Genomic DNA, 25,375 nt, shown 5'->3' on the forward strand with positions numbered 1-25,375 from the left:
AAATATAATTTTTTTATAAGGTGGGAAAACAATGCTTTCTTAGCTTATAAAAAACATTACTTTGCTAAATATTATTTAGAGTAATTAGTGAAATATTAATAGAGATAACTAGTGTGTATATGCATTATTTTTAGATTGGTATCTTACTAAGACTATTTGCTGAGAAGATTAGAAAATATTTTTTTAAAAAGTTAATGTGTTTAATTTCATTAATTAGATTATGTGTTTTTTGCCATATTTTGTCAACTTATTTCTAGTTACAGTTTAAATATTATACATATTTTATGTATTTTTAATTATTTTTTTGTGCTTATTTCAGTTTTTTTTAACTAACAATTCTTATATCTAAATCATCTTTGTATAATTTTAACTAAATTATGTTTGCTTTTTCTCTAGATTAATTTTAGATCCAGGGAATTGTAAAGATTTTTCAACAATTCCCTGGAACTTATACCTGTAGATAATTTTACCTATTGAATTATTAATTAATTATGCCAACGCCTGCATATTGTAAAACCAAATCTTTAGCTTCATCTGCTGTATGAAGCACACTAGAATAATTATAGGGTACATTAAATGTAGTTGTTGAAGTGTAATTACTTACTGGACAGTTAACAAATTTATTACCAATAACATGCCAGTATCCTGTTTGTGAACTTCCGTAGAACCACCCGATTGGCCCTTGAATATAGCCAGCATGGGTATCTACCTGACCTGAACCTACATTATCAAAATAATTATTTTCTACTCTAACTCTCGCTCCCATTCTTGCATTAATAGCAGAACCAAAAATGTCTTTAAAATAATTATTAAACATATGGACATCTGCATATCTAATTAATGGAAGTCTTGTACCAATATTGTAAAAATAATTATGATGGTAAGTAATTTTATCTGCTTTTAGACTTTCATTATCTGTATGACCCACTAACATTCCTTTGTGATGGTCATAGAATTTATTCCAAGAAACTGTGATATATTCTGCATTTCTTTTTATGTCTACTAATCCATCATAATAATCTTTATGAACATCCGTTTGACTGTAGAAATCATTATGATCAATCCATATATTATGGCTTGACTCCGTTATTTCTATAGCTGTTCCAGACCCTTGTCGAACATGATGAATAGATAAGTTTCTAATGATAATATTATTGGCTCTAGATATGGTTATTCCAACACCATCTAACTCACCACTTGTACCAACACCAATAATAGATACATCCGATACATCTTTTACATCTATTTTACTGTGAGATGAATTTGCTTGTGTGATTGTACCCGTTATATAAATGGTTAATGGTGTGTTATTATTTCTTTTTTGTCTTAATGCTTGATATAAATCAGCACCGTTATCAACATAAATTACATCTCCACCTGCTCCACCAGTGGTGCCTCCATTAAGAGCTGCATAACCCACAAGATCAAACATACTGCCGCTAGGAGGTGGCGTTGGATTTGAAGGTGGATTTGATCCTCCACTTATCTTTTCTATTGCCCAATGTTGATTATGTCCATTCAAATATTCCCATTGAGCTATTATTCCACCATTCTGTTGAGAAAAATTATAAACATCTAAAGATTTTCCGCTAAACTTGTTTATGATTGAATAGTATCCATTCCCAAGATCGTTCACTGACCAAAGTTGGCAATCTCCACCCCAACTATCCCACTGAACAATTTGACCCCCATTAGCTGTTGACCAATTATAAACATCAATAACTCTTCCACTATTTTTGTTTGCAATTGAGTAATACCCTTGTCCATCAGGAATTAAATGCCATACTTGATTACTAGAGCCATTAAAGTCCCACTGTACTATTTCTGCACCATTTTCTTGTGAAGCATTTATAACATCTAATGCCTTTCCACTAAATCTACTTATAATTCTGAATTCATCATTAGGAGAAAAACCTGGTTGGGAGGGCGGTGGCGAACTTCCTCCTTGTGTTTCTATTCTTACTTCATTAATTGTTACAGACCCACCACTTTCAGTTCTAATTTGAATAAAGGAGTTTTGAGTCCCTATATTGGAGTCTATTATAATATTACCTGTGCTTAAGTTTCCTATTGTTTCTTCATAAACTTTTGATGCACCACCGTGTATTGAATTGGATTGTGACGTTGTATTATTATCAACGTATACTTGAAACTTTTTACTTGATGTTCCACCTTTACTAGATACGTTTAGGACTATCCTATAATTCCCACTAAGGTCAAAAACACCTCCTGGCGTAGAACTAGAAGAGGTTGAACTCGTTGATAAAGCCCCTATAGTCATTCTTCCACCATCTAATGTTACAGTACTTGAACCTGCTATTACTGTTCCACCTGTTTTTAGATACATCGGCTTAGATGGATCATTGGGGAGTGATTTATAAGATGTTGTAAACAAATTGCCAGAAGTTACACCTAAGAAATCATCACTATAAATCATTGTTGACCCTAATGTGGTTGTGTAATTAAACCCTAACAATAAAGTAAAAAATAATGATAAAACACTTATAAAACTAATACCTTTCCTCATTAAAAACCCTCCTTAAAATTAAACAACTTACAAGTTCCATACATATTACAACATAGGCATCACCAACCTCTAGGGAAATTTAACGGTAAAGAAAAAATCTTTACAATATATAATATAATGATTTTGTAAAAAATCATTTATATTTAATTCTTAATAACATTTTAGTAATGTTGATGGATTTTCTTATTGAGATGCATATTTGTATTGTTTTTAGGATTTTATTCAAGATAGGTTTTTAAGAATAATAGTTTTTTTTACCACAATCACTTGAAAGACGATTCAATATTATTACTGAATTATTTAACTGTTCGGTTTATTTAATATAATTATGTATAAGTTGTGCTATTTTGTCAATACATTTGAACATTAAATCGTATTTTTAGTTTGTTTTACTATTATTTACATAATTATCAAAATAAATTTTGTAGATAAGACTTTAATACTAGATATGTTTTTTCCTTATACAGCCTTTTTTTAGGTTTGTTTAAAATATAACGTCAAAAAAATTTAGTATAAATTACCAATGTACTATTTTATAAACTAGCATGTTAACGAAACCTACACCTTTTCCTTTCTGAGTCAGAAGCTTCTTTGAAAATGTAATTTCCAAATTTTTACAAGTAAATTTGACACTTCTAACTTTCACAATAAATACACCACTCCCTTTTATGCAATTTAAATTTGACTGTATAATTTATCTAGATTTAATAGTATACTAATTATGTAATATTTCTATATATATATATTGGAGGGGTTTAATGATTAGAAAGTTAATAAGTTTTATTTTTCAGTTACAAAGGAGAGTTACAGAGGATAATATTTCAGCCCTTTCTGCTCAATTAACATACTTTTTACTACTATCTTTTTTTCCCTTTGTAATGTTTTTACTAACAATATTAAGTTACACACCCATCACTCAACAAGAAGTAGTTTTAAGTATTGGAGAGATTTTTCCTGGGGATATCGGTAATATTATAGTTGCCATATTAAACGAAATAGCCATCAACAAAAGTAATGCTCTATTATCCATAACTGTTATCCTTACAATTTGGTCTGCCTCTAAAGGAGTCCTTGCAATAGTAAGATCTTTAAACATAGCATATAGAATTGATGAAACGCGTTCATTTGTACATTTAAAGATTATCTCTTGTTTCTACACAATAATCTTTGCCACTATAATATTACTAACATTTATATTGGTTATCTTTGGAAATAATCTCTTATCATTATTAGTAACGTATTTTCCAGCAACCTTAAATATTGTTGGCTTATTACAACTCATTAGATACATTTTCATTATATTTATTTTATTAATCTTCTTTACTGTTATATATAATGCTATACCAAACAGAAAAATTTCCCTTTCAGAAGCTATACCTGGAGCCCTTTTTTCTTCAGTTGGTTGGATTGCCTTGTCCATATCCTTTTCTTTTTATGTGGATAATTTTGGTAACTTTTCTTATATGTACGGCAGCCTAGCTGGTGTAATCGTTCTTTTACTGTGGTTATATATTTGTTCTAATATAATTATGATCGGTGGAGAAATTAACGCTTTACTTGTGGAGCACAAAGAAAAAAGAAATAACAAGAAAACTATTTCCTCAAATTGAAATATTTTCAAGTCAACTAATCATCTTTTTTAATTGTTAATACTTACTTTGGATATAATTTCATTTAAAAAAGTACCTTTATAGTTTTTCATACTTAAAAGGTACTTTTTTTTCTTTAATATATTTTTTTTATTTCAACTCCAGTATAAAAATGTTTTAAGACTTCATCATATGAATACCCTAAGTCTACCATTCCTTTAACACCATTTTGACTCATCCCAACACCATGACCAAATCCTCCTCCATAAAAAGTTATTTCTGCTAAATTATTTTGAGGAGTGAATTTTTTATCCATAGTGAAGAAGGCACTGGGCAATAAATTATAATTACTAACGGTACTACCATCTTTTCTTGTAATTATAATATTTTCTTCATTTTCTGAGTATCTTTTAGGTGCTAATAAAAATCTAATATTATATTCTGTTGCAACTTTTATTGTATTTTCTGTTCCTATAATCAAAACTTCTGTTAATACGCCACTGTTACCTCTACTATATACTCTTATATCTATTAACTCTCCTATAGTCTCAATAGGTCTAGTTCTGAAATAATTGTCTTCCCCTAATACTTTTATAGAATGTGGAGAAGCTTCAAATCGAGAAACCAGATTGTTATTGATACTTTTCGTTAATTGCTCTCTAGTCATTGTAACTTGCCATCTATACCATGATATATTTCTATCATAAGCATTATAATTATCATTTTTTATAAAAGCAGCAAAATCCTCTTCAACCGTTAAATCTAAGTTAAATTCTCCATTAAATTGAGGTTTCCCTCTAGAATATACAGGTGTAGTTGTTGGAAAACTTCTTGTGCTCCAATTCGCCCACACATCTCCTGAATCTGCCGTGTGACCACTTGATGTAGAAAAAAAGAATGCTGAAACCACATTATCATTATAGGTTATACCTAATTTACTGGTTTCATTTACAGCCTGTATTGATATTTCATTTTCTCTATAATTATTATAAACCTGACTAGAAACACTATCATCTACATGCCCACCATAGCTACTATATCTATTAGAATAAAATTGTGAATATGCATAACTTCTTGCACAAATTGCTTGCACCTTAGCAGCTTCCAAACCATAGGAGGTAGGCATTTCACTTGGAACAACAGAATAAAGATATTCTTCCATTGGCAGCTCATTGATTAAATATAAGCCATTACTTGCTCTAGCAATTTCCATAACCCCTCTATAACGAGGCGTTCCATAAGCTCTTTCTATAGATAAAATTTCTATTTTTCCCTTTGGATCATTTGGTGTTATGGTTATATAATCTTCCAAAACAGGATGTTGACTATCTATCCTTACAACTTTATTTTTTTCATAAACTGCAATCTCATTACCATATTTAATAGTAAAATCTACATCACTTGTCAACTGAATTTCATTATGAACCAATGCGTTAAAACCTGTAGTCCTTATGGCTACTCTTATGTTTTCAATTTCTACTCTTTTCCTAATTACAATACCTTGAACTTCACCATCCTGAATAACAAAATCAGCAGAATTATATCCTACAAGAACTTGACTTATAGTACGCCATTGTAAATTATTATTGATGTTACTATATATTTTTCTATCTGATGCCACGGGAAAACTCCCTAATCCCTCTAATAGAACTTCATTATTATTAATCCTTAACACTTTACCTGATATTGTTTCCTCTTTTAACGCAAAGTCAACGATTTGTCGATCTTTAATGTGTATATCCCCAATCAATCCAATTACTTCTGAATCTACCTCTTTATTTATATTATAAGTTCTATACTCTCCTCCAACAAAAATTAGTCCTTCTACATCGTCTATTTTTTCAATCCAAACATTTGTAATAACAGGTTCATTGGTTATTATATCAATAACACCTATTATATCATTTTCTCTTCTTAATACTCTTATTTCATTATCAATAAATTGATCCATGGTAAGCCCTTCAAAAGCATATTTCCCTTTATCAGAAACTAGTTCCCAAGCATTCAAACTACTAATATTAGCTGGTGTGCCTACCACTACCAAGCTATCCCTTCGTACTTGTTCATCAATATCTAGTTCTTCCAACAGTTTTGAGTAAATACTAAACCAATCTTTATATTTTATTGGTGTATTTAACGTATCATCCCTTACTTCCATATTAAGTTCTTCTAAAGAAACTTCTATTCTATCTGCTATCTCTAAAGCTTCACTATAAGTTAATAACTCTAAAGGTCTGAAAAAATCACCCTCGTCACCAAACCAATTATAAATAGTAACTACATTTATGTACTTGTCATACCATAATGAAGCATCTGTGTCTTGATAAGGGATTTCTCTATCAAAGTGACTAACTTCTGTTCTAGAATATCTTCCAAGGGCAACCATTTTAGCTGCTAACGCCCGGCTTATTGGTTTATCACCTTCAATTACTCTAAGACCACCATCATTATTCGGTATTTCAATGATCTTTTCTTCTTCCTTTTCTTGAAAGTTATCATTCTTTTTTTCTTCACCTATTCTTGTTGAACATCCCACTAACAACAAAATTACTCCTAATATAAAAAATATTTTTTTCATACTTTCAATCCTTCCTTAGCAAGTCTTGTATTTTTATACCTTTGTATTTGTGATATAACAATGCAGACTTTATATTTATATCCCACTTTATTATTATACTAGTATTTGCTAACTTTCATTATTAATTTTTTATTACTTTCATAAACTATTACTCTTTTCTTCTATGATAAAGGTTTTAAACATACTTTGTTAATAGAATGTTATTTTCTTACGCATCTCTTAATACTTGAGTTTTGATGAATGTTTTTTATTCCTTTGCATCATATGACTCTTAAAATTAGTTTTGTTTTACGGACAATAAATCAATAGCGCATTTACCAGGATTTTGAGGCATTTGCAAAATATGATAATTAAAAGGAAATATTTTTATATGAATGTTTTAATATTTTTTCTTTCATTGTATTGAATTATCTAATAATTGGTGGTATAATAAAAAAACCAAATTGATTTTAAGATAGGAGGCACATCATATGTCACAAAAAAATTACGGTCTTCCAACACAACAAGGCCTTTATAGCCCTTCACAAGAAAAAGATAGTTGCGGTGTCGGTTTTGTTTCTCATATGAAAGGCAAAAAATCTCATAGCATAGTAAGTCAAGGTTTAGAAGTATTAGTTAACTTAACCCATAGAGGCGCTGTTGGCTCCGATGCCGATAGCGGTGATGGCGCTGGTATATTAATACAAATTCCTCACAAGTTTCTTTCAAAAAAAGCTATTGAACTTGGTTTTACACTTCCAAACGAAGGGGAATATGGGGTTGGTATGATTTTTTTACCTCAAGAACCAAATGCAAGAATTTATTGCGAAGGAATCTTTGAAAAAATTATGTTAGAAGAAAATCTTCGTCTAATAGGCTGGAGAAATGTTCCTATCGTTGAAAGTGCTACTGGTATAACTGCTCGCGGTACACAACCAGTTGTTCATCAAATATTTATTGCAAAAGATGATTATGATAGTATAACCTTTGAACGCAAATTATATATAGTAAGAAAATTAGTAGAAAAAGCCATTGAATCATCTAACAAACCATATATGGAATCATTCTATGTTTGTAGTTTATCAAGTCAAACAATGACCTATAAAGGACAATTACTGGCACACCAAATTCCAGAATTCTTCCCTGATTTAAAGGATGAAGATATGGAAAGTGCTATTGCATTAGTACATCAAAGATATTCCACGAATACATTCCCATCTTGGGACCGTGCTCAACCTTTTAGATATTTAGCTCATAATGGCGAGATTAATACATTACGAGGAAATGTTAATTGGATGAATGCAAGAGAAGGTATTTTAGAGTCAGATGTTTTTGGTGATGATATTAAAAAAATCTATCCTATCATCACGCCAAATGGTTCAGACTCAGCCAATCTTGATAATGCTCTTGAGTTATTATTAGCAAGTGGTAAATCATTAGCTCACGCTGTTTGTATGTTAATTCCTGAAGCTTGGCAAAAAAACGATATAATGGATGAAGATAAAAAAGGGTTTTATGAATACCATGCTGGTTTAATGGAACCTTGGGATGGTCCAGCAGCTATTGCTTTTACTGATGGTATTCAGATCGGAGCAACCCTTGATCGTAACGGTTTAAGACCTGCTAGATATTTGGTTACAGAAGATGATATTGTTGTTATGGCATCGGAAACTGGCGTTCTTTCTTTTGAATCACAAAACATCGTTAAAAAAGGGCGTTTAGAGCCTGGGAAAATGTTTTTAATTGATACCAAAGAAGGTAGAATTATTTCAGATGATGAAATCAAACAGACATTATCTCAACAAAAACCGTATAAACAATGGATTGCTAATAACCGTTTAACGATTGATGACCTTCCATTACCACATGAGATTTCAGTCCTTAGTGCTGATTTATTGCTAAATCATCAAACTCTATTTAATTATACTGAAGAAGAATTAAAACGTATTATTGCACCAATGGCTGAAAATGGTAAGGAAGCCCTTGGTTCAATGGGTAATGATGCACCTTTTGCCGTTTTGTCTGATGAATCTCAATTATTATTTAGCTACTTTAGACAACTATTTGCCCAGGTAACAAACCCTCCTATTGATCCAATTCGTGAGGAACTGGTAATGTCTTTAATACAATTTTTAGGTGATCGAGGCAATTTACTTAATGATTTAAATCCTGAAATTAACCATAATTTTATTGAACTTAAATCGCCTATATTAGATAATGCAAGTTTTGAAAAAATCCGTCATATTGATCATACAGATTTTAGAACCACTAAAATACCTATGCTCTTTCCAGTTAACAACAGTGGAAGATGTCTTAAAAATGCATTAGATGCACTTTGCCAAAGAGTTGTTCAAAGTATTGAAGATGGTTATAACATCATTATTCTTACTGATAGAAATGTGGATAAATACAATGCACCAATACCAAGTTTACTTGCACTAAGTTGTGTTCATCAACATTTAATCAAAAAGAAATTAAGAACAAAAGTAGATTTAATTGTTGAATCTGGTGATGCAAGAGATGTTATGCATATGGCATTACTTATTGGCTATGGCGCCAATGCCATTAATCCATATGTGGCTTTAGATAGCATTACACATTTAGTAAAAAACAAACTATATGTTACTAAGGACATTACACCAGAAGATGCTTACAAAAACTATATTAAAGCTCTATCAAATGGTATTCTAAAAATACTCTCAAAAATGGGTATTTGTACACTACAAAGCTATCAAGGGGCTCAAATTTTTGAAGCCGTTGGTATTAGTAAGAAAGTGATTGATAGGTATTTTACTGGAACACCTTCTCGTATTGAAGGTATTGACTTAGAAATCATAGCTAGAGAAGTGATGCTTCGACATGAATTGGCTTTTAAACAATTAAGAAATCCATATAAAAATCTACTAGAAGGTGGCAATGTCCACTGGCGTGCAAATAGGGAGAATCACCTATTCAACCCTGATTCTATCCATAAATTACAGCATGCGTGTAAAACAAATGATTATAATTTATATAAAGAATATGCAAATATAATCAATGACCAATCCGTAAAGCTTGGAACGATCCGAGGTATGTTAAAATTAAAAAACCACTCCCCTATTTCAATTGATGAAGTAGAACCTGTAGAAAACATGGTTAGACGATTTGCTACTGGTGCTATGTCATTTGGATCATTAAGCAAAGAAGTTCATGAAACTTTAGCCGTTGCAATGAACAGAATTGGTGGTAAAAGCAACTCTGGTGAAGGTGGAGAGGATGCTACAAGATACGAAATCGATATTAATGGAGACAACAAAAAAAGTGCCATCAAACAAATTGCATCAGGACGTTTTGGTGTTACAACAGAATATCTTGTAAATGCTGAGGAATTACAAATTAAAATGGCTCAAGGCGCAAAACCAGGAGAAGGTGGTCATTTACCTGGTCATAAAGTAACTGAAGCTATAGCTAAAGTGCGTCATTCTACACCAGGAATTGATTTAATCTCACCACCTCCACACCATGATATTTATTCTATTGAAGATTTGGCACAATTAATATTTGATTTAAAAAATGTTAATCCAAGTGCTAGAATAAATGTAAAATTAGTTTCTGAAGTAGGGGTTGGTACAGTAGCAGCTGGTGTTGCTAAAGGCCATGCAGACGTTATCTTAATCAGTGGTCATGACGGCGGTACAGGCGCTTCTCCAATTAGTTCTATTAAATACGCTGGACTTCCTTGGGAGCTTGGTTTAGCTGAAACACAACAAACATTGCTATTAAATGATTTAAGAAGCCGTGTTGTTGTCCAAACAGATGGCCAATTAAAAACGGGTAGAGATATTGCAATAGCAGCATTACTTGGTGCTGAAGAGTTTGGATTCGCTACTGCTGCTCTAGTTGTTTGTGGGTGTATTATGATGAGAAAATGTCATAAAAACACTTGCCCTGTAGGCGTTGCAACACAAGATCCTGAACTTAGAAAATATTATCAAGGAAAACCTGAAGATCTTATTAATTTCTTTACATTCTTAGCAAATGATTTAAGAGAAATTATGGCAGAAATTGGTGTTCGTACTATTGATGAAATGGTTGGCCGTGTAGATTTATTAGATGTAACAGATGATAACTTACACTGGAAAGCAAAAACCCTTGACTTAAGTTCTATAATATACAAGCCAGAACTTCCATCAAGAATAAAACCAAGACAAATTTTTTCTCAAGATCATGGTTTAGAAAAAGTTCTTGATCAACAATTAATTAAAGATGCTATGCCAGCATTAGATAATAGATTTAAAGTAGAAAAAACATATTCTATTAAAAATGTTGATCGTACTGTAGGAACCATGTTAAGTGGTGAAGTGGCAAAAAGATATGGTGCTGATGGTCTTGAAGAGGATACAATTCACTACAAATTTTTTGGAACAGCTGGACAAAGTTTTGCTTGCTTTGGTATGAAAGGGATAACCTTTGAATTAGAAGGAGATTGTAATGATTACCTTGGAAAAGGGCTGTCTGGTTCAAAAGTAATTGTTTATCCACCAGCTAACTCACCATTTAAAGCTGAAGAAAACATCATCGTAGGTAATACACTATTATACGGTGCTACCTCTGGTGAAGTTTATATTAATGGTCTTGCTGGAGAACGTTTTGCTGTTCGTAACTCTGGTGCTACTGCAGTTGTTGAAGGTGTAGGGGATCATGGTTGTGAATACATGACTGGCGGTGTTGCTGTCATACTTGGTGCAACAGGTAGAAACTTTGCTGCTGGTATGAGCGGTGGTGTTGCTTACGTTTTAGATGAAAGTGAAGATTTTATTGCCGATAGATGTAACACTCAAATAGTTATAACTGAAAAAGTTGAAGAAAATGATGATATAGAACTATTAAAAACATTAATTAGCAACCATGCTAAATACACTAATAGTCCTAAAGCTAAAGCAATCTTAGAGCAGTGGGATTCATATGTTGAAAAGTTCGTAAAAGTCATCTCACCAGCATACAAACAAATATTAGAACAAAAAAGAGCTGCTAATGAAGTAGCTGTAGCTAATTAGGAGGTTTCGCTATGGGAAAAGATACTGGATTTTTAGAATATGAAAGAAAAGTAGGAAGCTATAAACCTATAGAGGAACGTATAAAAAACTATGATGATATTTATATTCCTTTAGATGAAAAAGAAATACAAACACAGGCATCTCGTTGTATGGATTGTGGTGTTCCATTTTGTAATTACAGTTGTCCTTTAGGGAATATCATCCCTGACTTTAATGATCTTGTCTATCAAGACCAATGGAAAAAAGCCTTAGAAGTACTCCATGTAACCAATAACTTTCCTGAATTTACAGGAAAAGTGTGCCCTGCTCCTTGTGAATCAGGATGTGTACTAGGCATTAACCAACCAGCAGTAACAATTAAACAGATGGAATTGGCTATTATTGAAAAAGGCTGGTCTGAGGGGTGGGTAAAACCTCAGCCACCAGCTGTAAAAACACATAAAAAAATTGCCATAATTGGATCTGGTCCAGCAGGCTTAGCTGCTGCACAACAATTGGCTCGAGTAGGTCATACTGTTACTGTATTTGAAAGAGCTGATGAAATCGGTGGTCTGCTTAGATATGGTATCCCTGATTTCAAACTGCCAAAATCATTAATAGACAACAGAGTGGATCAAATGAAAAAAGAAGGGGTTACATTTAAAACCAATGCCAATGTTGGTGTTAATGTTGATGTTAACCAATTGAAAAATGAATTTGATATCCTCTTATTAACAGGTGGCTCTACTCAACCAAGAGATTTAGTGGTATCAGGTAGAGATTTGGATGGTATCCATTTTGCTATGGACTTTCTTCCACAACAAAATAAAAGAGTTGCTGGCAAAACCATTGATGAAAGCATTGGCTTAACGGCTAAAGATAAAAATGTGGTTGTAATTGGTGGTGGAGATACTGGATCTGACTGCGTGGGTACATCTGTAAGACAAGGGGCTAAAAATGTGGTTCAATTAGAACTATTGCCAATGCCTTCTACAGAAAGAACAGATGCCTGCCCTTGGCCAACATACCCTATGGTCCTTAGAACTTCTAGCTCCCAAGAGGAAGCTGCTGCTGTATATGGTGACGACCCAAGACAATACAGTATCGCTACAAAACATTTCTCAGGGGAAAATGGAAAAGTAAAAGAACTTCATTGTGTAAAACTAAAATGGACTAAAGACGAAAATGGAAGAATGAACATGGAAGAAGTTCCAGGTAGTGAATTCGTTATCAAAGCTGACTTAGTACTATTCGCAATGGGATTTCTTCACCCAGAGCATAAAGGCATGTTAGAAAACCTAGGTGTAGAATACGACCAAAGAGGCAATGTAGCTGCAAATAACAAATTTATGACAAGTATAGAAGGCATATTCTCAGCTGGCGATATGAGAAAAGGCCAATCCCTAGTCGTACACGCAATAAGCGAAGGCCGCTCAGCAGCAAAATATATAGACGAATACCTAATGGGTAACACGTACTTAAGAAGTAGATTATAAAATATAATAAAGAGGACTTTTCCTAAAAAAGAGAGATAACAAAAATAATGTTATCTCTCTTTTAATATTAAACAATCAAATTTTGTGGAACCGTCCCTATTTTATGCCTGAGATTCTGAGATTCTGAGATTCTGAAATTTTGGATTTTGGATTTTGATTTTAAATTTGAAACCTGAAAAACGCCACGACAAAGGTTAGGAAGTGATTTATATAAGATTATACAGCGTAGCCACGGATGGCGTATCTTGACCCTATTGCCCAAGGATGGGCAAGGGTCAATAAATCTTATATAAACCACTTCCTAACCGCCCACATTCATTCACTCCACCACTCTATTATACCTCTCAGTCAAAACTCTTAACCGCTTAACCCGATCACAACTTAACTCTTCAAAAGAAAACCGCCACTCCCAGTTCCCCCCAACAGTCCCAGGCGTATTCATCCTCCCCTCCCCTCCAAGACACAAAACATCCTGAAGTGGAATAACAACCACACTCCCATTACTTCCAAAAGCCAGCTCAATAAACCGCCAAACTACTTCTTCCTCAACCATATCTTCACTAATACCATAACACATCTCAATACACTCTTTTACAACCGCGTCAACAGAACCATACCAACTAAGAATGGTATCATTATCATGGGTCCCTGTATAAACAAAAGTATTTTCATCAAACTTTTCTGGATAAAAATCATCTGAATCCAAATCTTCCAAAGTAAACTGAAGGACTTTCATACCAGGAAATCCAAACTTATCTTTTAACTTAATAACATCATCAGTAATAATTCCCAAATCCTCAGCAATAATAGATACATCCCCTAATGCATTAATCACCCTATTAAAAAAATCTTCTCCTGGACCTTTAACCCACTTTCCTTTCATTGCATTATCAGCATCTCCAAGTATCTCCCAATAGGCTTCAAATCCCCTAAAATGATCTAATCTAATACTATCAAAACACCTTAGATTTAAATTTATACGCTCTACCCACCATTTATACCCATCTGATTTCATAAGATCCCATTTATACAGAGGATTTCCCCATAATTGTCCCTTTTCACTAAAATAATCAGGCGGTACTCCTGCAACCACAATAGGATTCCCAAGTTCATCTAACTTAAATAAATCAGGATTTGACCAAGCATCACAACTGTCATAAGAAACAAAAATAGGCACATCGCCAATGATTTTTATGCCATTTGAATTGGCATATTTCTTTAATTTAGCCCATTGTTTAAAAAAGATATATTGAATGAATTTTTCATACTCAATAGACTTTTTTAACTTCTCTCTATACAACTTAATAACCTTTTCATTTCTAAATGCTATACCCTTTTCCCACTTGTTCCAAGGAAGATGATTAAAGTAAGTTTTCAAAGCCATAAATAAGGCATAATTCTCTAACCATTCATTATTTTCCTGGTTAAATCTATTATAATCCTGGTTATTCTTTTCAAATGATTGGAATGCTCTTTCCAATAGTTTTTCCTTGTATTTTTTAACTTCTAGAAAATTTACCTGCTTATCATTAAAAGCAGGTAAATCAATAATATCATTAGGATCTAAAAGTTTTTCATTGATAAGTTCATCTATGCTAATAAGTAAATGGTTTCCTGCAAATGCAGAATACGACTGATATGGCGAATTACCAAATCCAATGGGATTTAAAGGAAGAATTTGCCATACACTTTGCTTGCTTTTTTTTAATAAATCAATAAACCGATGTGCTGCATCACCAAAATCTCCTATTCCATACCTAGAAGGCAATGAAGTAATATGCAAAAGAATACCACTAGACTTATTAAAAATCATTGTATCTCCCCTTTTACTAACACTCTTCTTTTAAAACTTTATACTCTAAAGGTTGAAGTATGATCTTAGCTTTATTATCAAAAAACTTAAATCTATTTTTAGTAAATACATCCACAAATTCCTTATTAGAATCAATTTCTAATTCAAATTCTTCTACATTATTAATGGCTCTATTTAAAATTATAATAATCTTTCCATTCTCTTTTATATTTCCAAAGGGATCTTTTTCATTTTCAATAAATCTCATGTAACTTAATACATTACCTTGTGAATAGAGAGGTTTAAATCCCCCTGTTTTTAAAACATCATTGCCATTTCTTAAGGCTATAATGTTTTTGTACCAATTGTAAATATCTAAGTCCTCATTCCCCCAAGGAAATGTTTTTCTATTCTCAGGATCTGTTCCGCCTTCAACACCTGCTTCATCGCCATAATAAATGCTTGGAATACCAGGAAAAGTCAATTGAAACAAAGTAATCAATTTCAATATTTTAAACTCAATGTCTTGATTGCTTATATGCTTTTTTATAACAGTAATAATTCTTGGCAAATCATGATTGCTAATATGATTCATAGCGGCATATAAATTATGAATAGGATAATTCTCAATTAAACTCATTATTGAGGACATTGTATAATCACCAGGGTTTTTACCCAAAGCAAAATCAATCACAGCATTTCTTAAAGGATAATTCATTACAGAATCCAAATCATCTCCTAGTAAGTACTCTCTCGTTTCACCATAGCTTTCTTTATTAGAAGCATCTTCCCATACCTCGCCTATAAGGATACTTTCTTCATCTACTTCTTTCAATGTCTTATAAAAAAGTTTTAAAAAGCCCTCTGGCAATTCATCCGCAACATCTAAACGCCAACCTTTAATCCCTAAATTCACCCACTTTTTCAGCACACTGTCTTTATCTCTAATGATGTAATCTAAATAGGAATCTTCCATCTCATTTACATTGGGCAGGTTATGAACCCCCCACCAACAATCATAGTGATCAGGGTATTTATTAAATCGATACCATTTATAATATTTGGATTCCTTTGATTGGTACGCACCAATAGAATCATATTGTCCTTCTTTGTTAAAATAGATGCTATTGCTCCCTGTATGACTAAAAACACCATCTAGAATGACTTTTATACCTAATGCATCTGCTTTTACACATAATTCTTTTAAGATGTCATCGTCTCCGAACATTGGATCAACCTTTTTATAATCACCTGTATCATATTTATGATTGCTTTCTGCCTCAAATATAGGATTAAGATAAATTACACTAATACCTAATTCTTTAAGATACTTGAGTTTTTTTATAATGCCTAACAGATTACCACCGAAAAAATCCCATCTTAAGATACCACCTTCTTGATCCTTTATGTATATGGGCGTGTCGTTCCAATTAGGGTGTATTAAAGACTCTTTTTTGGGATTTGAGATTCTATTGTTTTCATTGCCATTATAAAACCTGTCTACAAATATCTGGTACATAATAGCCTCTTTAAACCAATTAGGTGTCGTTGAGTTAGTCTTGTACACTGTTATTTGATAAGATTTTGGATTGGTTTTTCCAACCAATCCAACACCTCCAAAATTATTGTCATTATTGCCATAGTAAAAAATTTCTCCTGATAGTATGACTATAAAGTAATACCAAATTAAGGAAGGTTTTTTAGGGGCTTTAATCTGTATTACGTATTCCTTAGAATCTTCATATTCTTTATCAAGTGTCATCTTATATCTTTTCTCTTCATTATCTTCCCATAATCTTAAATACACTGAATCTGGTACATTTTTTGTGTTAATTTTGATTCTTAACTTCATAACTGTACCACATTCTACTGCACCAAAAGGGTCTTTATAATATTTATCTTGTGAATTATAATAAATCAGATTAATCATAGAACACCTTCCAACAATTTTACTATACTCAAATTAATTTTTCACAACAAAGGGTGCTACCTTCCAAATGCCAACACTATACTCATTAATGGTTCTATCACTAGAAAATTTACCTGATCTTGCAATATTATTAATACACATCTTATTCCAAGTATTTCTATCTTTAAATAAGGCCTCTACTTTGTTTTGTGCTTTTATATATGAATCGAAATCTTTTAATACAAAATACTCATCATTATTAATTAATAAATAATTAAATAGGTTTCTATATTTGTCTTTTTGTCCTTTTGAAAATGTGCCATCTACTAAACTATCCATTATTCTTTTTATTCTAATATCACTATTGTACACTTCCCAAGCATTATAGCCACCATTATGATAATAGTCCATAACTTCATTAGCAGACAAACCAAATATAATGATATTGTCCTCACCAACTTCCTCTAGGATCTCTATATTTGCCCCATCCATTGTTCCTATGGTTACTGCACCATTCATCATAAATTTCATATTACCAGTTCCGGATGCCTCTTTACTTGCTGTGGAAATCTGCTCACTTACATCTGCCGCTGGAAATAGTTTTTCAGCTAATGATACTCTATAATTTTCTAAAAATATAACTTTAATTTTATCTTCAATTTCCTCATCATTATTAATCACTTCTGCCACAGAGTGAATGAGTTTTATGGTTTCTTTAGCAATATAGTAACTTTGTGCAGCTTTTCCGCCAAATATAAACACTCTAGGATGGATCTCTAAATTAGGATTTTCTTTTAACCTATTGTATAAATCTATTATATGAAAAAGATTTAACAATTGTCTTTTGTAAGAATGTATTCTTTTAATATGAACATCAAAAATTGCTTTAGGGTTTACTTTAATCCCCATTTCTTCTTCTATTAATTTTGCTAATATAACTTTATTATTGTATTTAATACTAGAAATTTCTTTTTGAAATTTTGAGTCTTTTTCATATTTTAATATTTTTCCTAAGTCTATTGGATGGTCTATCCAACCGTTACCTATTGTACGGGTAATTAAATCGCTTAATTCTGGATTAGATTTTATTAACCATCTTCTATGGGTTATACCATTGGTTTTATTATTAAATAAAAAAGGACACCAGTCATAAAAATCCTTAAAAACCTGTTTTTTAAGAATTTCACTGTGTATTTTAGCTACGCCATTAACGCTATTACTACCGATAATTGCTAGATTAGCCATTTTTACTTGACCATCTTCAATAATAGACATTGCCTTTATTTTTCTTAAATCATCAGGATATTTAATGGATATCATTTCAATAAATCTTTTATTGATTTCTTCAATAATATGATAAATTCTTGGTAATAAGTTTTTAAATAAATCGATTGGCCATTTTTCTAATGCTTCAGGCATTATTGTGTGATTGGTATAAGAAATGGTGTTTGTAGTAACCCTCCAAGCATCATTCCACTCAAACCCTTCATCATCCATAAGTATTCTCATAAGTTCTGCAATTGCTATTGCAGGGTGAGTATCATTAATATGGATGGCTACCAATTCATCAATATGTGCAATGGATTGATTCTTTTTTTTACATCTATTAATAATACTTTGAATACTAGCAGAAACAAAAAAGTATTGTTGTTTTAATCTTAATTCTTTTCCTTGGTAATGATTGTCATCCGGATAAAGAATCTCAGAGATGGCCTCTACTGAGCGACTGTATTCAACAGCTTTTAGATAATCCCCTTTGTTAAACTCTGAAAAGTCAAATTCATTTTCTGCAACTTCTGCACTCCATAGCCTTAATGTATTGACCGTGTTATTTTTATACCCTGCAATCGGTATATCATACGGTACTGCTAGTATACTTTGATAGTCTTCAAAATGAGTTTCATAGCCATCATCTTTTTTTTCTGCCCAAAAATTACCGTAGAATTTGACCTCTACTTCTTTTTCTTGTTTTCTATATTCCCACATACTACCATCTTTTAGCCAATTATCAGGGTATTCAACTTGTTGACCATCCACAATTCTTTGATCAAATAATCCATATTTATATCGAATACCACATCCATGACCTGGAATGCCTAACGTAGCCATTGAATCAAGAAAACAGGCTGCTAATCGTCCTAAACCACCATTTCCTAACCCTGCATCTGGTTCTATTTCTTCTATTTCATCAATATTTATACCCAACTCTTCTAGTGCTTCTTTATAATTATGGTATAAATCTAGATTGATTAGATTCGATATTAATAGTTTGCCTAATAAAAATTCAATAGAAAGATAATACACTTGTTTAATCTTTTCTTTATTATATTGACTATTGGTCTCAACCCATCTTTTTCCTAACTCGTCTCTAACCATTCCACTTAATGCTCTATATTTATCTATATTATTGGCATCTTCAAGACTTTTGCCTTGAAAACTCTTTAACTTTTCAATAAAATTTTCTTTTATATCGCTTTTTATATCTTTCACACAACCACCCTTTTACTTGTTATTAAGAACCATCCCTATAATTTATTATATAACTCAATATATTTTTTTGCTGAGCTACTCCAACTAAAATCTTTTTCCATTCCAGCTCTTCTAATAGTTGACAGTATATTTTTATCGTTATAAAACATAATGGCTCTGTTTATTGTATAAAGCATCTCATGGGCATTATAATTGGCAAAACTAAATCCATTGCCTTCTCCAGTGAATTCATTGTAAGGTGTGATCGTATCTCGCAACCCTCCTGTTTCTCTTACAATTGGAATTGTTCCATATTTTAAAGCAATTAATTGAGATAAACCACAAGGTTCAAATAAAGATGGCATTAATAAAAAATCTGCTCCTGCATATATTTTATGTGCAAGATCTTCATTAAACATTATATTGGCTGAGATTTTACCTGGGTACTTACCAGACATATAATGAAATAATGATTCATATTTGTAATCGCCTGTACCTAGGACAATCATTTGTACTTCTTTATTTAATAATTCTTCTAATACACATTCTATTAAATTCATTCCTTTTTGGTCCGTCAACCTTGAAACAATACCAATAATAGGTATATTGTTGTTTACTTCCAAACCTAATTCCTTTTGTAATTTCTCTTTGTTATCCTTTTTAAAATATATATTTTCACTGTCATAGGTTTTATAAATTCTATCATCTATACTTGGATTGAATTCCTCGTAATCTATTCCATTAATTATTCCAAATACATCTCTCTCTCTTTTTCTTAAAACCCCATCTAAGCCTTCACCAAAAAAAGGATATTGTATTTCTAATGCATAACTTTCACTTACTGTCGTTATGGCATCGGAGAATACTAATCCTCCCTTCATAGAATTGACACAGCCGTTAAATTCAAGTTCCTCTGAGTTATAATATTTGTCTTCCATTTCAAAAAAATCTTCATATATCTCTTTTGAATATATTCCTTGGAATTTTAAGTTATGTATTGTATATACGGTTTTAATCTTATTGTATAAAGGATTGTCTTTGTACTTTGTCTTCAAAAGAAAACCAATCATTCCAGAATGCCAATCATGACAATGAATGATATCTATATCAAATTCTAAATACAAAAGTCCCTCTAGAACCGCCTTTGAAAAAAAGGCATATCTTTCAGCCTCATCATAATATCCATAAAGAACGTCTCTTTTAAAATAATATTCATTGTCTATAAAATAAAATTTTACGCCCCTGTATTCTAGTTCTTCAATGCCGCAATACTGATTGCGCCAACCTAGTTGAACATAAAATTCTGCTTTTTTATGCATCTTTTCTTTTAAGTGAATTGGTATAGAATCATACTTAGGCAATATCACTCTTACATCAGTGCCATTTTTCAAAAGCTCTATGGGTAAGGAGCCTATTACATCTCCTAACCCACCACTTTTTGAAAAGGGTACCCCTTCAGAAGCTACAAATAAAACATTCATATTTATCCCCCGCTTAAACAACAGTTTTCTTAGGTACTATGCTTTTCGCTTCTAAATTTCCAATTAGAGTTGTACCTTTTTGTATTTTTACTTCTTTGTCTAAGATTATATTTTCAACAACTGCTTCTTCATTAATAATAGTATTTTGCATTATAATGCTATTTTTAATATATGCACCTTTTTTCACATTAACCCCCCTGAATATGATGCAGTTTTCTACTTTTCCCTCTATAATGCATCCATTAGCAATTAAAGAGTTAGAAACTTCTGCACCTTCTTTATACTTTGTAGGGGCATCGCTTTTAGATTTTGTTATAATAGAACCATTATCATATAAAAGTTCTTTTATTGTATCCTCTTTGAGTAGATCAAAATTAAAGTTATAATAACTATCAATACAACTTATTTTTTTCATATAACCATTAAATTCAAAACCTAACACTTTAAGTTTCCCAATATTATTAATGACACCATTCACAAGAAAATCTTTATGTTTGGAATTACATTTATTAATAATATCTATTAACAATGTCTTCTCTAAAAAGTACATCCCCATTAATACTTTGTTAGATTGATTGTGCTTACTTTTTATTTGTACTTTATTAATATTTTTACCTTCATCTAATATAAGGACATTAAACTTATTAAGTTTACAGTCTTCATTTCCCATTTCCTTGTACACCACTGTAATATCAGCATTGTTTTTAATATGAAAGTCCTTTAACTCAGAATAATTTATATTACAAATAACTTTACTTCCTGAAATAACAACATATTTTTCTTTGCTCTTTATAAGATAATCTAAATTAATTTGTAATGCTTCTAAAACACCTTTATCTTTTTTTCTAGAATTACCTTCATAAATACCATTTAAAAAATGTAACCTTTCATCTTTCTTATCTAAACCCCACTCTTTTTTTGAGTAAATATGATCCATTAAAGATCTGCACAAGGTGTTTTTTAGTAACCCAATATTCTTTATTCCAGAATTGACCATATTTGATAATACAAAGTCTATCACTCGATATTTGCTACCAACTGGAATAGCTGCCATAGCTCTTCCTTCTGATAATTCTTTTAAATCCCCTATTTCTTCATTCAGGTCTATAATCCCCATTACATCCATTTAAATTGCTACCCCTTTCTTTTTCATTAATGTTTCTTTTATAATTTCATCCTCATCATATTCACAAATAATAGAATTGATACTTATTTTTAATGCTTCATCAATTATTGTTTTTTCACCAATTAAAACAACATCTTTATTCGTTACATCTATATTATATTCAAGGCTATCTTGATCAAAACTGCCGATATAACAACCGCTTTTAATGATTGCATCTTCTCCGATAATAGCTTTATCAATTACCACATCTTCTTCAATTCGAACATTAGGCATTAATACAGAATTTCTTACTTTTGTATTTTTACCAATATAAACTCCTTCAAATATGATAGAATTCTCAACATTCCCATAAATAGTGCATCCATCATTAATCATAGATTGTTTTATAACTGCATCTTTAGCAATAAAAGAAGGTGATTCATTAGTTTCCTCGGAGTAAATTCTCCATTTTGAATCATATAAATCTAATTCTGGTGTCTCTTTTAGAAGATCCATATTCCCTTCCCATAAACTGTGAACTGTGCCAACATCTTTCCAATAGCCATCAAATGAGTATGCAAACATTTTATTATTATTTCTAAGCATTTGAGGTATAATATTTTTCCCAAAATCATTATTAGAATATGGATTATATTCATCTTTTTGTAAATGTTCTTTTAATACCTTCCAAGTAAAAATATACACACCCATGGATGCTAGATTGCTTTTAGGTACATTAGGTTTTTCTTCAAATTCTTTTATTCGCCCATCACTTCTAGTATTCATTATGCCGAATCTACTAGCTTCTTCAATAGGAACTTCCATTACAGCTATTGTCGCATCTGCACCTTTTTCCTTATGGTATTTAAGCATTAAAGAATAATCCATCGTATAGATATGGTCCCCTGATAGAATGAGCACATATTCTGGGTCATACATATCTACATAACCAATATTTTGAAATATTGCATTTGCAGTACCCTTATACCATTCTCCCCCTTCTTCTGTCATATAGGGTGGCAATATGGTAGCACCTCCATCTTTACGATTAAGCCCCCAAGCTTCACCTTTCCCAATATAATTATTTAACAGAAGAGGTTTATATTGAGTTAACACCCCTACAGTATCTATCCCTGAGTTTTTACAATTGCTTAAGGAAAAATCTATAATTCTATATTTGCCGCCAAAATAAACTGCTGGCTTAGCTAGTGTTTTTGTTAGTATTCCTAATCTACTTCCTTGACCACCCGCTAGGATCATTGCTAAAATCTCTTTCTTCATTTATAACGCCCCTTTTAATTTTCTAGTTTGATTTACCATTTTTATAAATACGCTCCCGAGAGGAGGTAGTTTTATTTCAATAGAATTTTCTTTCCCATGCCAAGGAATAGCCTCTGATGATATTATTAAATTGTTTGTTTGATTAGAACCTCCATATTGACTATTGTCACTATTTAAAACTTCAATATACTCCCCTATGTAGGGTACACCGATTCTATAATTCTCTCTTACAACAGGTGTAAAATTATAAATGGCAATAGTAAAATTAGATTTTTCTCTTCCTTTTCTTATAAAACTTATGACACTCTGACTATAGTCATTAGGATCAATCCACTCAAATCCATCCCATCCCTGATCTTGTTCCCATAAAGAAGAATCCTCGAGGTAAAAATGATTCAAATCCTTAACAAAACTTTGGGTGTTTTTATGCATATCATATTCTAATAAAAACCAGTCTAATTCTTTTTTATAATCCCATTCAATAAATTGACCAAATTCACTTCCCATAAATAACAACTTTTTACCTGGATGGCCTGTCATATACATATACATAAGGCGAAGATTTGCAAATTTTTGCCAATAGTCTCCAGGCATTTTATTAATTAAGGAACATTTGCCGTGCACTACTTCATCATGGGATAATGGCAATACAAAGTTTTCTGAAAATGCATAGGTAAGAGAAAATGTTAACATATTATGATTATACTTTTTGTGTATTGGATCTTTTTTCATATATGATAAAATATCATTCATCCAACCCATATTCCATTTATAGTTATAACCTAAACCACCTAAATAAGTAGGCATTGTAACAAGTGGCCAAGCGGTTGATTCTTCTGCTATCACTAAACAATTACTATGGTATTTAAAAATAGCTTCATTTAACTTTTTCATAAATTGAATGGCTTCTAAATTTTCTCTGCCTCCAAATTTATTAGGTACCCATTGATTTGGCTCTTTACAATAATCTAAATAAAGCATAGCTGCCACAGCATCTACCCTAATACCATCTATATGATATTTATCCAACCAAAATAACGCATTTGATATTAAGAAGCTTAGGACTTCTGGCCTACCTAAATCAAAATTTAAGGTTCCCCAACCATAGTTTTCACTTCTATTTACATCTTTATATTCATATAGTTTAGTACCATCAAAATTAGCTAGCCCAAAATCATCTTTGCAAAAATGTCCAGGCACCCAGTCCAAAATAACACCAATGTTTCTTTGATGACATTGATCAATAAAAGACATAAAATCATGTGGTGTTCCATATCTACTCGTTACTGAATAATAACCTGTTGATTGATACCCCCAAGAGCCATCAAAAGGATGTTCAGTAATAGGTAATAACTCTATATGGGTATACCCCATTTCTTTTACATATGGTATTAATTCTTCAGCTAATTGACCATAATTTAAAAATTCTTCACCGTCTTTTTTCCAAGAACCTAAATGTACTTCATAAATATTTGTAGGCTCTTCATAGACATTTTTTATGCTTTTTGCTTTTATCCAATTTTCATCTTCCCATTTATATCCTGATAAGTCATATACTATAGAAGCTGTCTTGGGTCTTAACTCTGAATAAAAAGCATATGGATCAGCCTTTACACGGATTTGATTATCTTCTGTTACAACCTCATATTTATATAAGTCACCTACTAACATTCCTGGTATGAACAGCGTCCAAACTTCCTGATTCATTTCTTTTTTCATTTTATGGGAATTCCCATCCCAATTATTAAAATCCCCTATAACACTAACTTCTTTCGCATTAGGAGCCCATAGTGAAAACAATATCCCTTTTTTCTTATTAACTTCAAAAGGACGTGACCCTAAAAACTCATAAGCTTTATAATGACTACCTTCGTGAAATAGATGTAAATCGTAATCACTAAAACTTTTCATCGTAGACTTCCCCTCATTTCATTTTAACTCAGCTTATGCCTCCCTTGGTAAGAGACACAATCCTCGTTGAAAATATATTTTCCAAATCCTTGCGAGCAAGTTTGTAAATTACATTCTCATATTGACTTTTGTTTTTCGCCTCTCAAATAACACTTTGAAGGTGAAAGTAATTTTCATACAGTTTCTATTCTATTCTGGTCTAATAAAATAAATGATTAAAAAATATTTTTTAACTAAAAATTA

The 25,375-nt window shown here is 31.7% G+C and carries 12 protein-coding genes; 3 read left to right on the plus strand and 9 right to left on the minus strand.

The genetic code is table 11. The features are described 5' to 3' along the window. Nucleotides 1-481: 481 nt before the first annotated feature. Nucleotides 482-2,527: a pectate lyase family protein gene (locus EDC18_RS05120; protein WP_132250978.1), complete on the minus strand. Its 2,046-nt coding sequence runs from the start codon at nt 2,525-2,527 to the stop codon at nt 482-484. Nucleotides 2,528-3,285: 758 nt separating this feature from the next. Here EDC18_RS05120 and EDC18_RS05125 point away from each other — a divergent pair. Further along, entirely contained in the window at nt 3,286-4,137 is an 852-nt protein-coding gene (locus EDC18_RS05125; RefSeq protein WP_132250979.1) for a YihY/virulence factor BrkB family protein, read from the plus strand. A 115-nt stretch (nt 4,138-4,252) separates the two neighbouring features. Here EDC18_RS05125 and EDC18_RS05130 read toward each other — a convergent pair whose 3' ends face one another. Continuing rightward, complete coding sequence (locus EDC18_RS05130) at nt 4,253-6,694, minus strand: SpoIID/LytB domain-containing protein (protein ID WP_132250981.1); 2,442 nt, start codon at nt 6,692-6,694, stop codon at nt 4,253-4,255. Between the two features lie 470 nt (nt 6,695-7,164). Here EDC18_RS05130 and gltB point away from each other — a divergent pair, with 470 nt between their 5' ends. Together gltB and EDC18_RS05140 are read left to right on the plus strand one after the other, a co-directional pair. Next, the gene (gltB, locus tag EDC18_RS05135) at nt 7,165-11,709 is read left to right on the plus strand and encodes a glutamate synthase large subunit (RefSeq protein ID WP_132250983.1); all 4,545 of its coding nucleotides are present in this window, start codon (nt 7,165-7,167) and stop codon (nt 11,707-11,709) included. Between the two features lie 11 nt (nt 11,710-11,720). Continuing rightward, nucleotides 11,721-13,184, plus strand: coding sequence for a glutamate synthase subunit beta (locus tag EDC18_RS05140; RefSeq protein WP_132250985.1), 1,464 nt, complete (start codon nt 11,721-11,723; stop codon nt 13,182-13,184). A gap of 319 nt (nt 13,185-13,503) precedes the next feature. Here the strand turns inward: EDC18_RS05140 and malQ are convergent, their stop codons facing one another. The 7 genes from malQ to glgB are packed head-to-tail and all read right to left on the minus strand — an operon-like array spanning nt 13,504 to nt 25,132. Continuing rightward, the gene (gene malQ, locus EDC18_RS05145) at nt 13,504-14,997 is read right to left on the minus strand and encodes a 4-alpha-glucanotransferase (protein WP_132250987.1); all 1,494 of its coding nucleotides are present in this window, start codon (nt 14,995-14,997) and stop codon (nt 13,504-13,506) included. Nucleotides 14,998-15,013: 16 nt separating this feature from the next. Further along, nucleotides 15,014-16,906 (minus strand): glycoside hydrolase family 13 protein, encoded by a 1,893-nt coding sequence (locus tag EDC18_RS05150; RefSeq protein WP_132250989.1) that lies wholly within the window; start codon nt 16,904-16,906, stop codon nt 15,014-15,016. 33 nt (nt 16,907-16,939) lie between these two features. Then, on the minus strand, nt 16,940-19,375 hold the full coding sequence (locus EDC18_RS05155) for a glycogen/starch/alpha-glucan phosphorylase (protein WP_132250991.1): 2,436 nt from the start codon (nt 19,373-19,375) through the stop codon (nt 16,940-16,942). 35 nt (nt 19,376-19,410) lie between these two features. Further along, complete coding sequence (gene glgA / locus EDC18_RS05160) at nt 19,411-20,835, minus strand: glycogen synthase GlgA (protein WP_132250993.1); 1,425 nt, start codon at nt 20,833-20,835, stop codon at nt 19,411-19,413. A 13-nt stretch (nt 20,836-20,848) separates the two neighbouring features. Further along, a complete protein-coding gene (gene glgD, locus EDC18_RS05165; RefSeq protein ID WP_132250994.1) occupies nt 20,849-21,961 on the minus strand; it encodes a glucose-1-phosphate adenylyltransferase subunit GlgD in 1,113 nt (370 codons plus the stop codon). After that, nucleotides 21,962-23,221, minus strand: a complete 1,260-nt coding sequence (locus EDC18_RS14670; protein WP_207669169.1) for a glucose-1-phosphate adenylyltransferase — start codon at nt 23,219-23,221, stop codon at nt 21,962-21,964. Continuing rightward, complete coding sequence (glgB, locus tag EDC18_RS14675) at nt 23,222-25,132, minus strand: 1,4-alpha-glucan branching protein GlgB (RefSeq protein WP_207669170.1); 1,911 nt, start codon at nt 25,130-25,132, stop codon at nt 23,222-23,224. Nucleotides 25,133-25,375 lie beyond the last annotated feature (243 nt).

Source organism: Natranaerovirga pectinivora, from assembly GCF_004342165.1.
GTDB lineage: Bacteria > Bacillota > Clostridia > Lachnospirales > DSM-24629 > Natranaerovirga > Natranaerovirga pectinivora.

Coding starts and splice junctions, on each gene's coding strand:
- EDC18_RS05120 (WP_132250978.1), bottom strand. CDS start 2,527: ATGAGGAAAGGTATTAGTTTTATAAGTGTTTTATCATTATTTTTTACT.
- EDC18_RS05125 (WP_132250979.1), top strand. CDS start 3,286: ATGATTAGAAAGTTAATAAGTTTTATTTTTCAGTTACAAAGGAGAGTT.
- EDC18_RS05130 (WP_132250981.1), bottom strand. CDS start 6,694: ATGAAAAAAATATTTTTTATATTAGGAGTAATTTTGTTGTTAGTGGGA.
- gltB (WP_132250983.1), top strand. CDS start 7,165: ATGTCACAAAAAAATTACGGTCTTCCAACACAACAAGGCCTTTATAGC.
- EDC18_RS05140 (WP_132250985.1), top strand. CDS start 11,721: ATGGGAAAAGATACTGGATTTTTAGAATATGAAAGAAAAGTAGGAAGC.
- malQ (WP_132250987.1), bottom strand. CDS start 14,997: ATGATTTTTAATAAGTCTAGTGGTATTCTTTTGCATATTACTTCATTG.
- EDC18_RS05150 (WP_132250989.1), bottom strand. CDS start 16,906: ATGATTAATCTGATTTATTATAATTCACAAGATAAATATTATAAAGAC.
- glgA (WP_132250993.1), bottom strand. CDS start 20,835: ATGAATGTTTTATTTGTAGCTTCTGAAGGGGTACCCTTTTCAAAAAGT.
- glgD (WP_132250994.1), bottom strand. CDS start 21,961: ATGGATGTAATGGGGATTATAGACCTGAATGAAGAAATAGGGGATTTA.
- EDC18_RS14670 (WP_207669169.1), bottom strand. CDS start 23,221: ATGAAGAAAGAGATTTTAGCAATGATCCTAGCGGGTGGTCAAGGAAGT.
- glgB (WP_207669170.1), bottom strand. CDS start 25,132: ATGAAAAGTTTTAGTGATTACGATTTACATCTATTTCACGAAGGTAGT.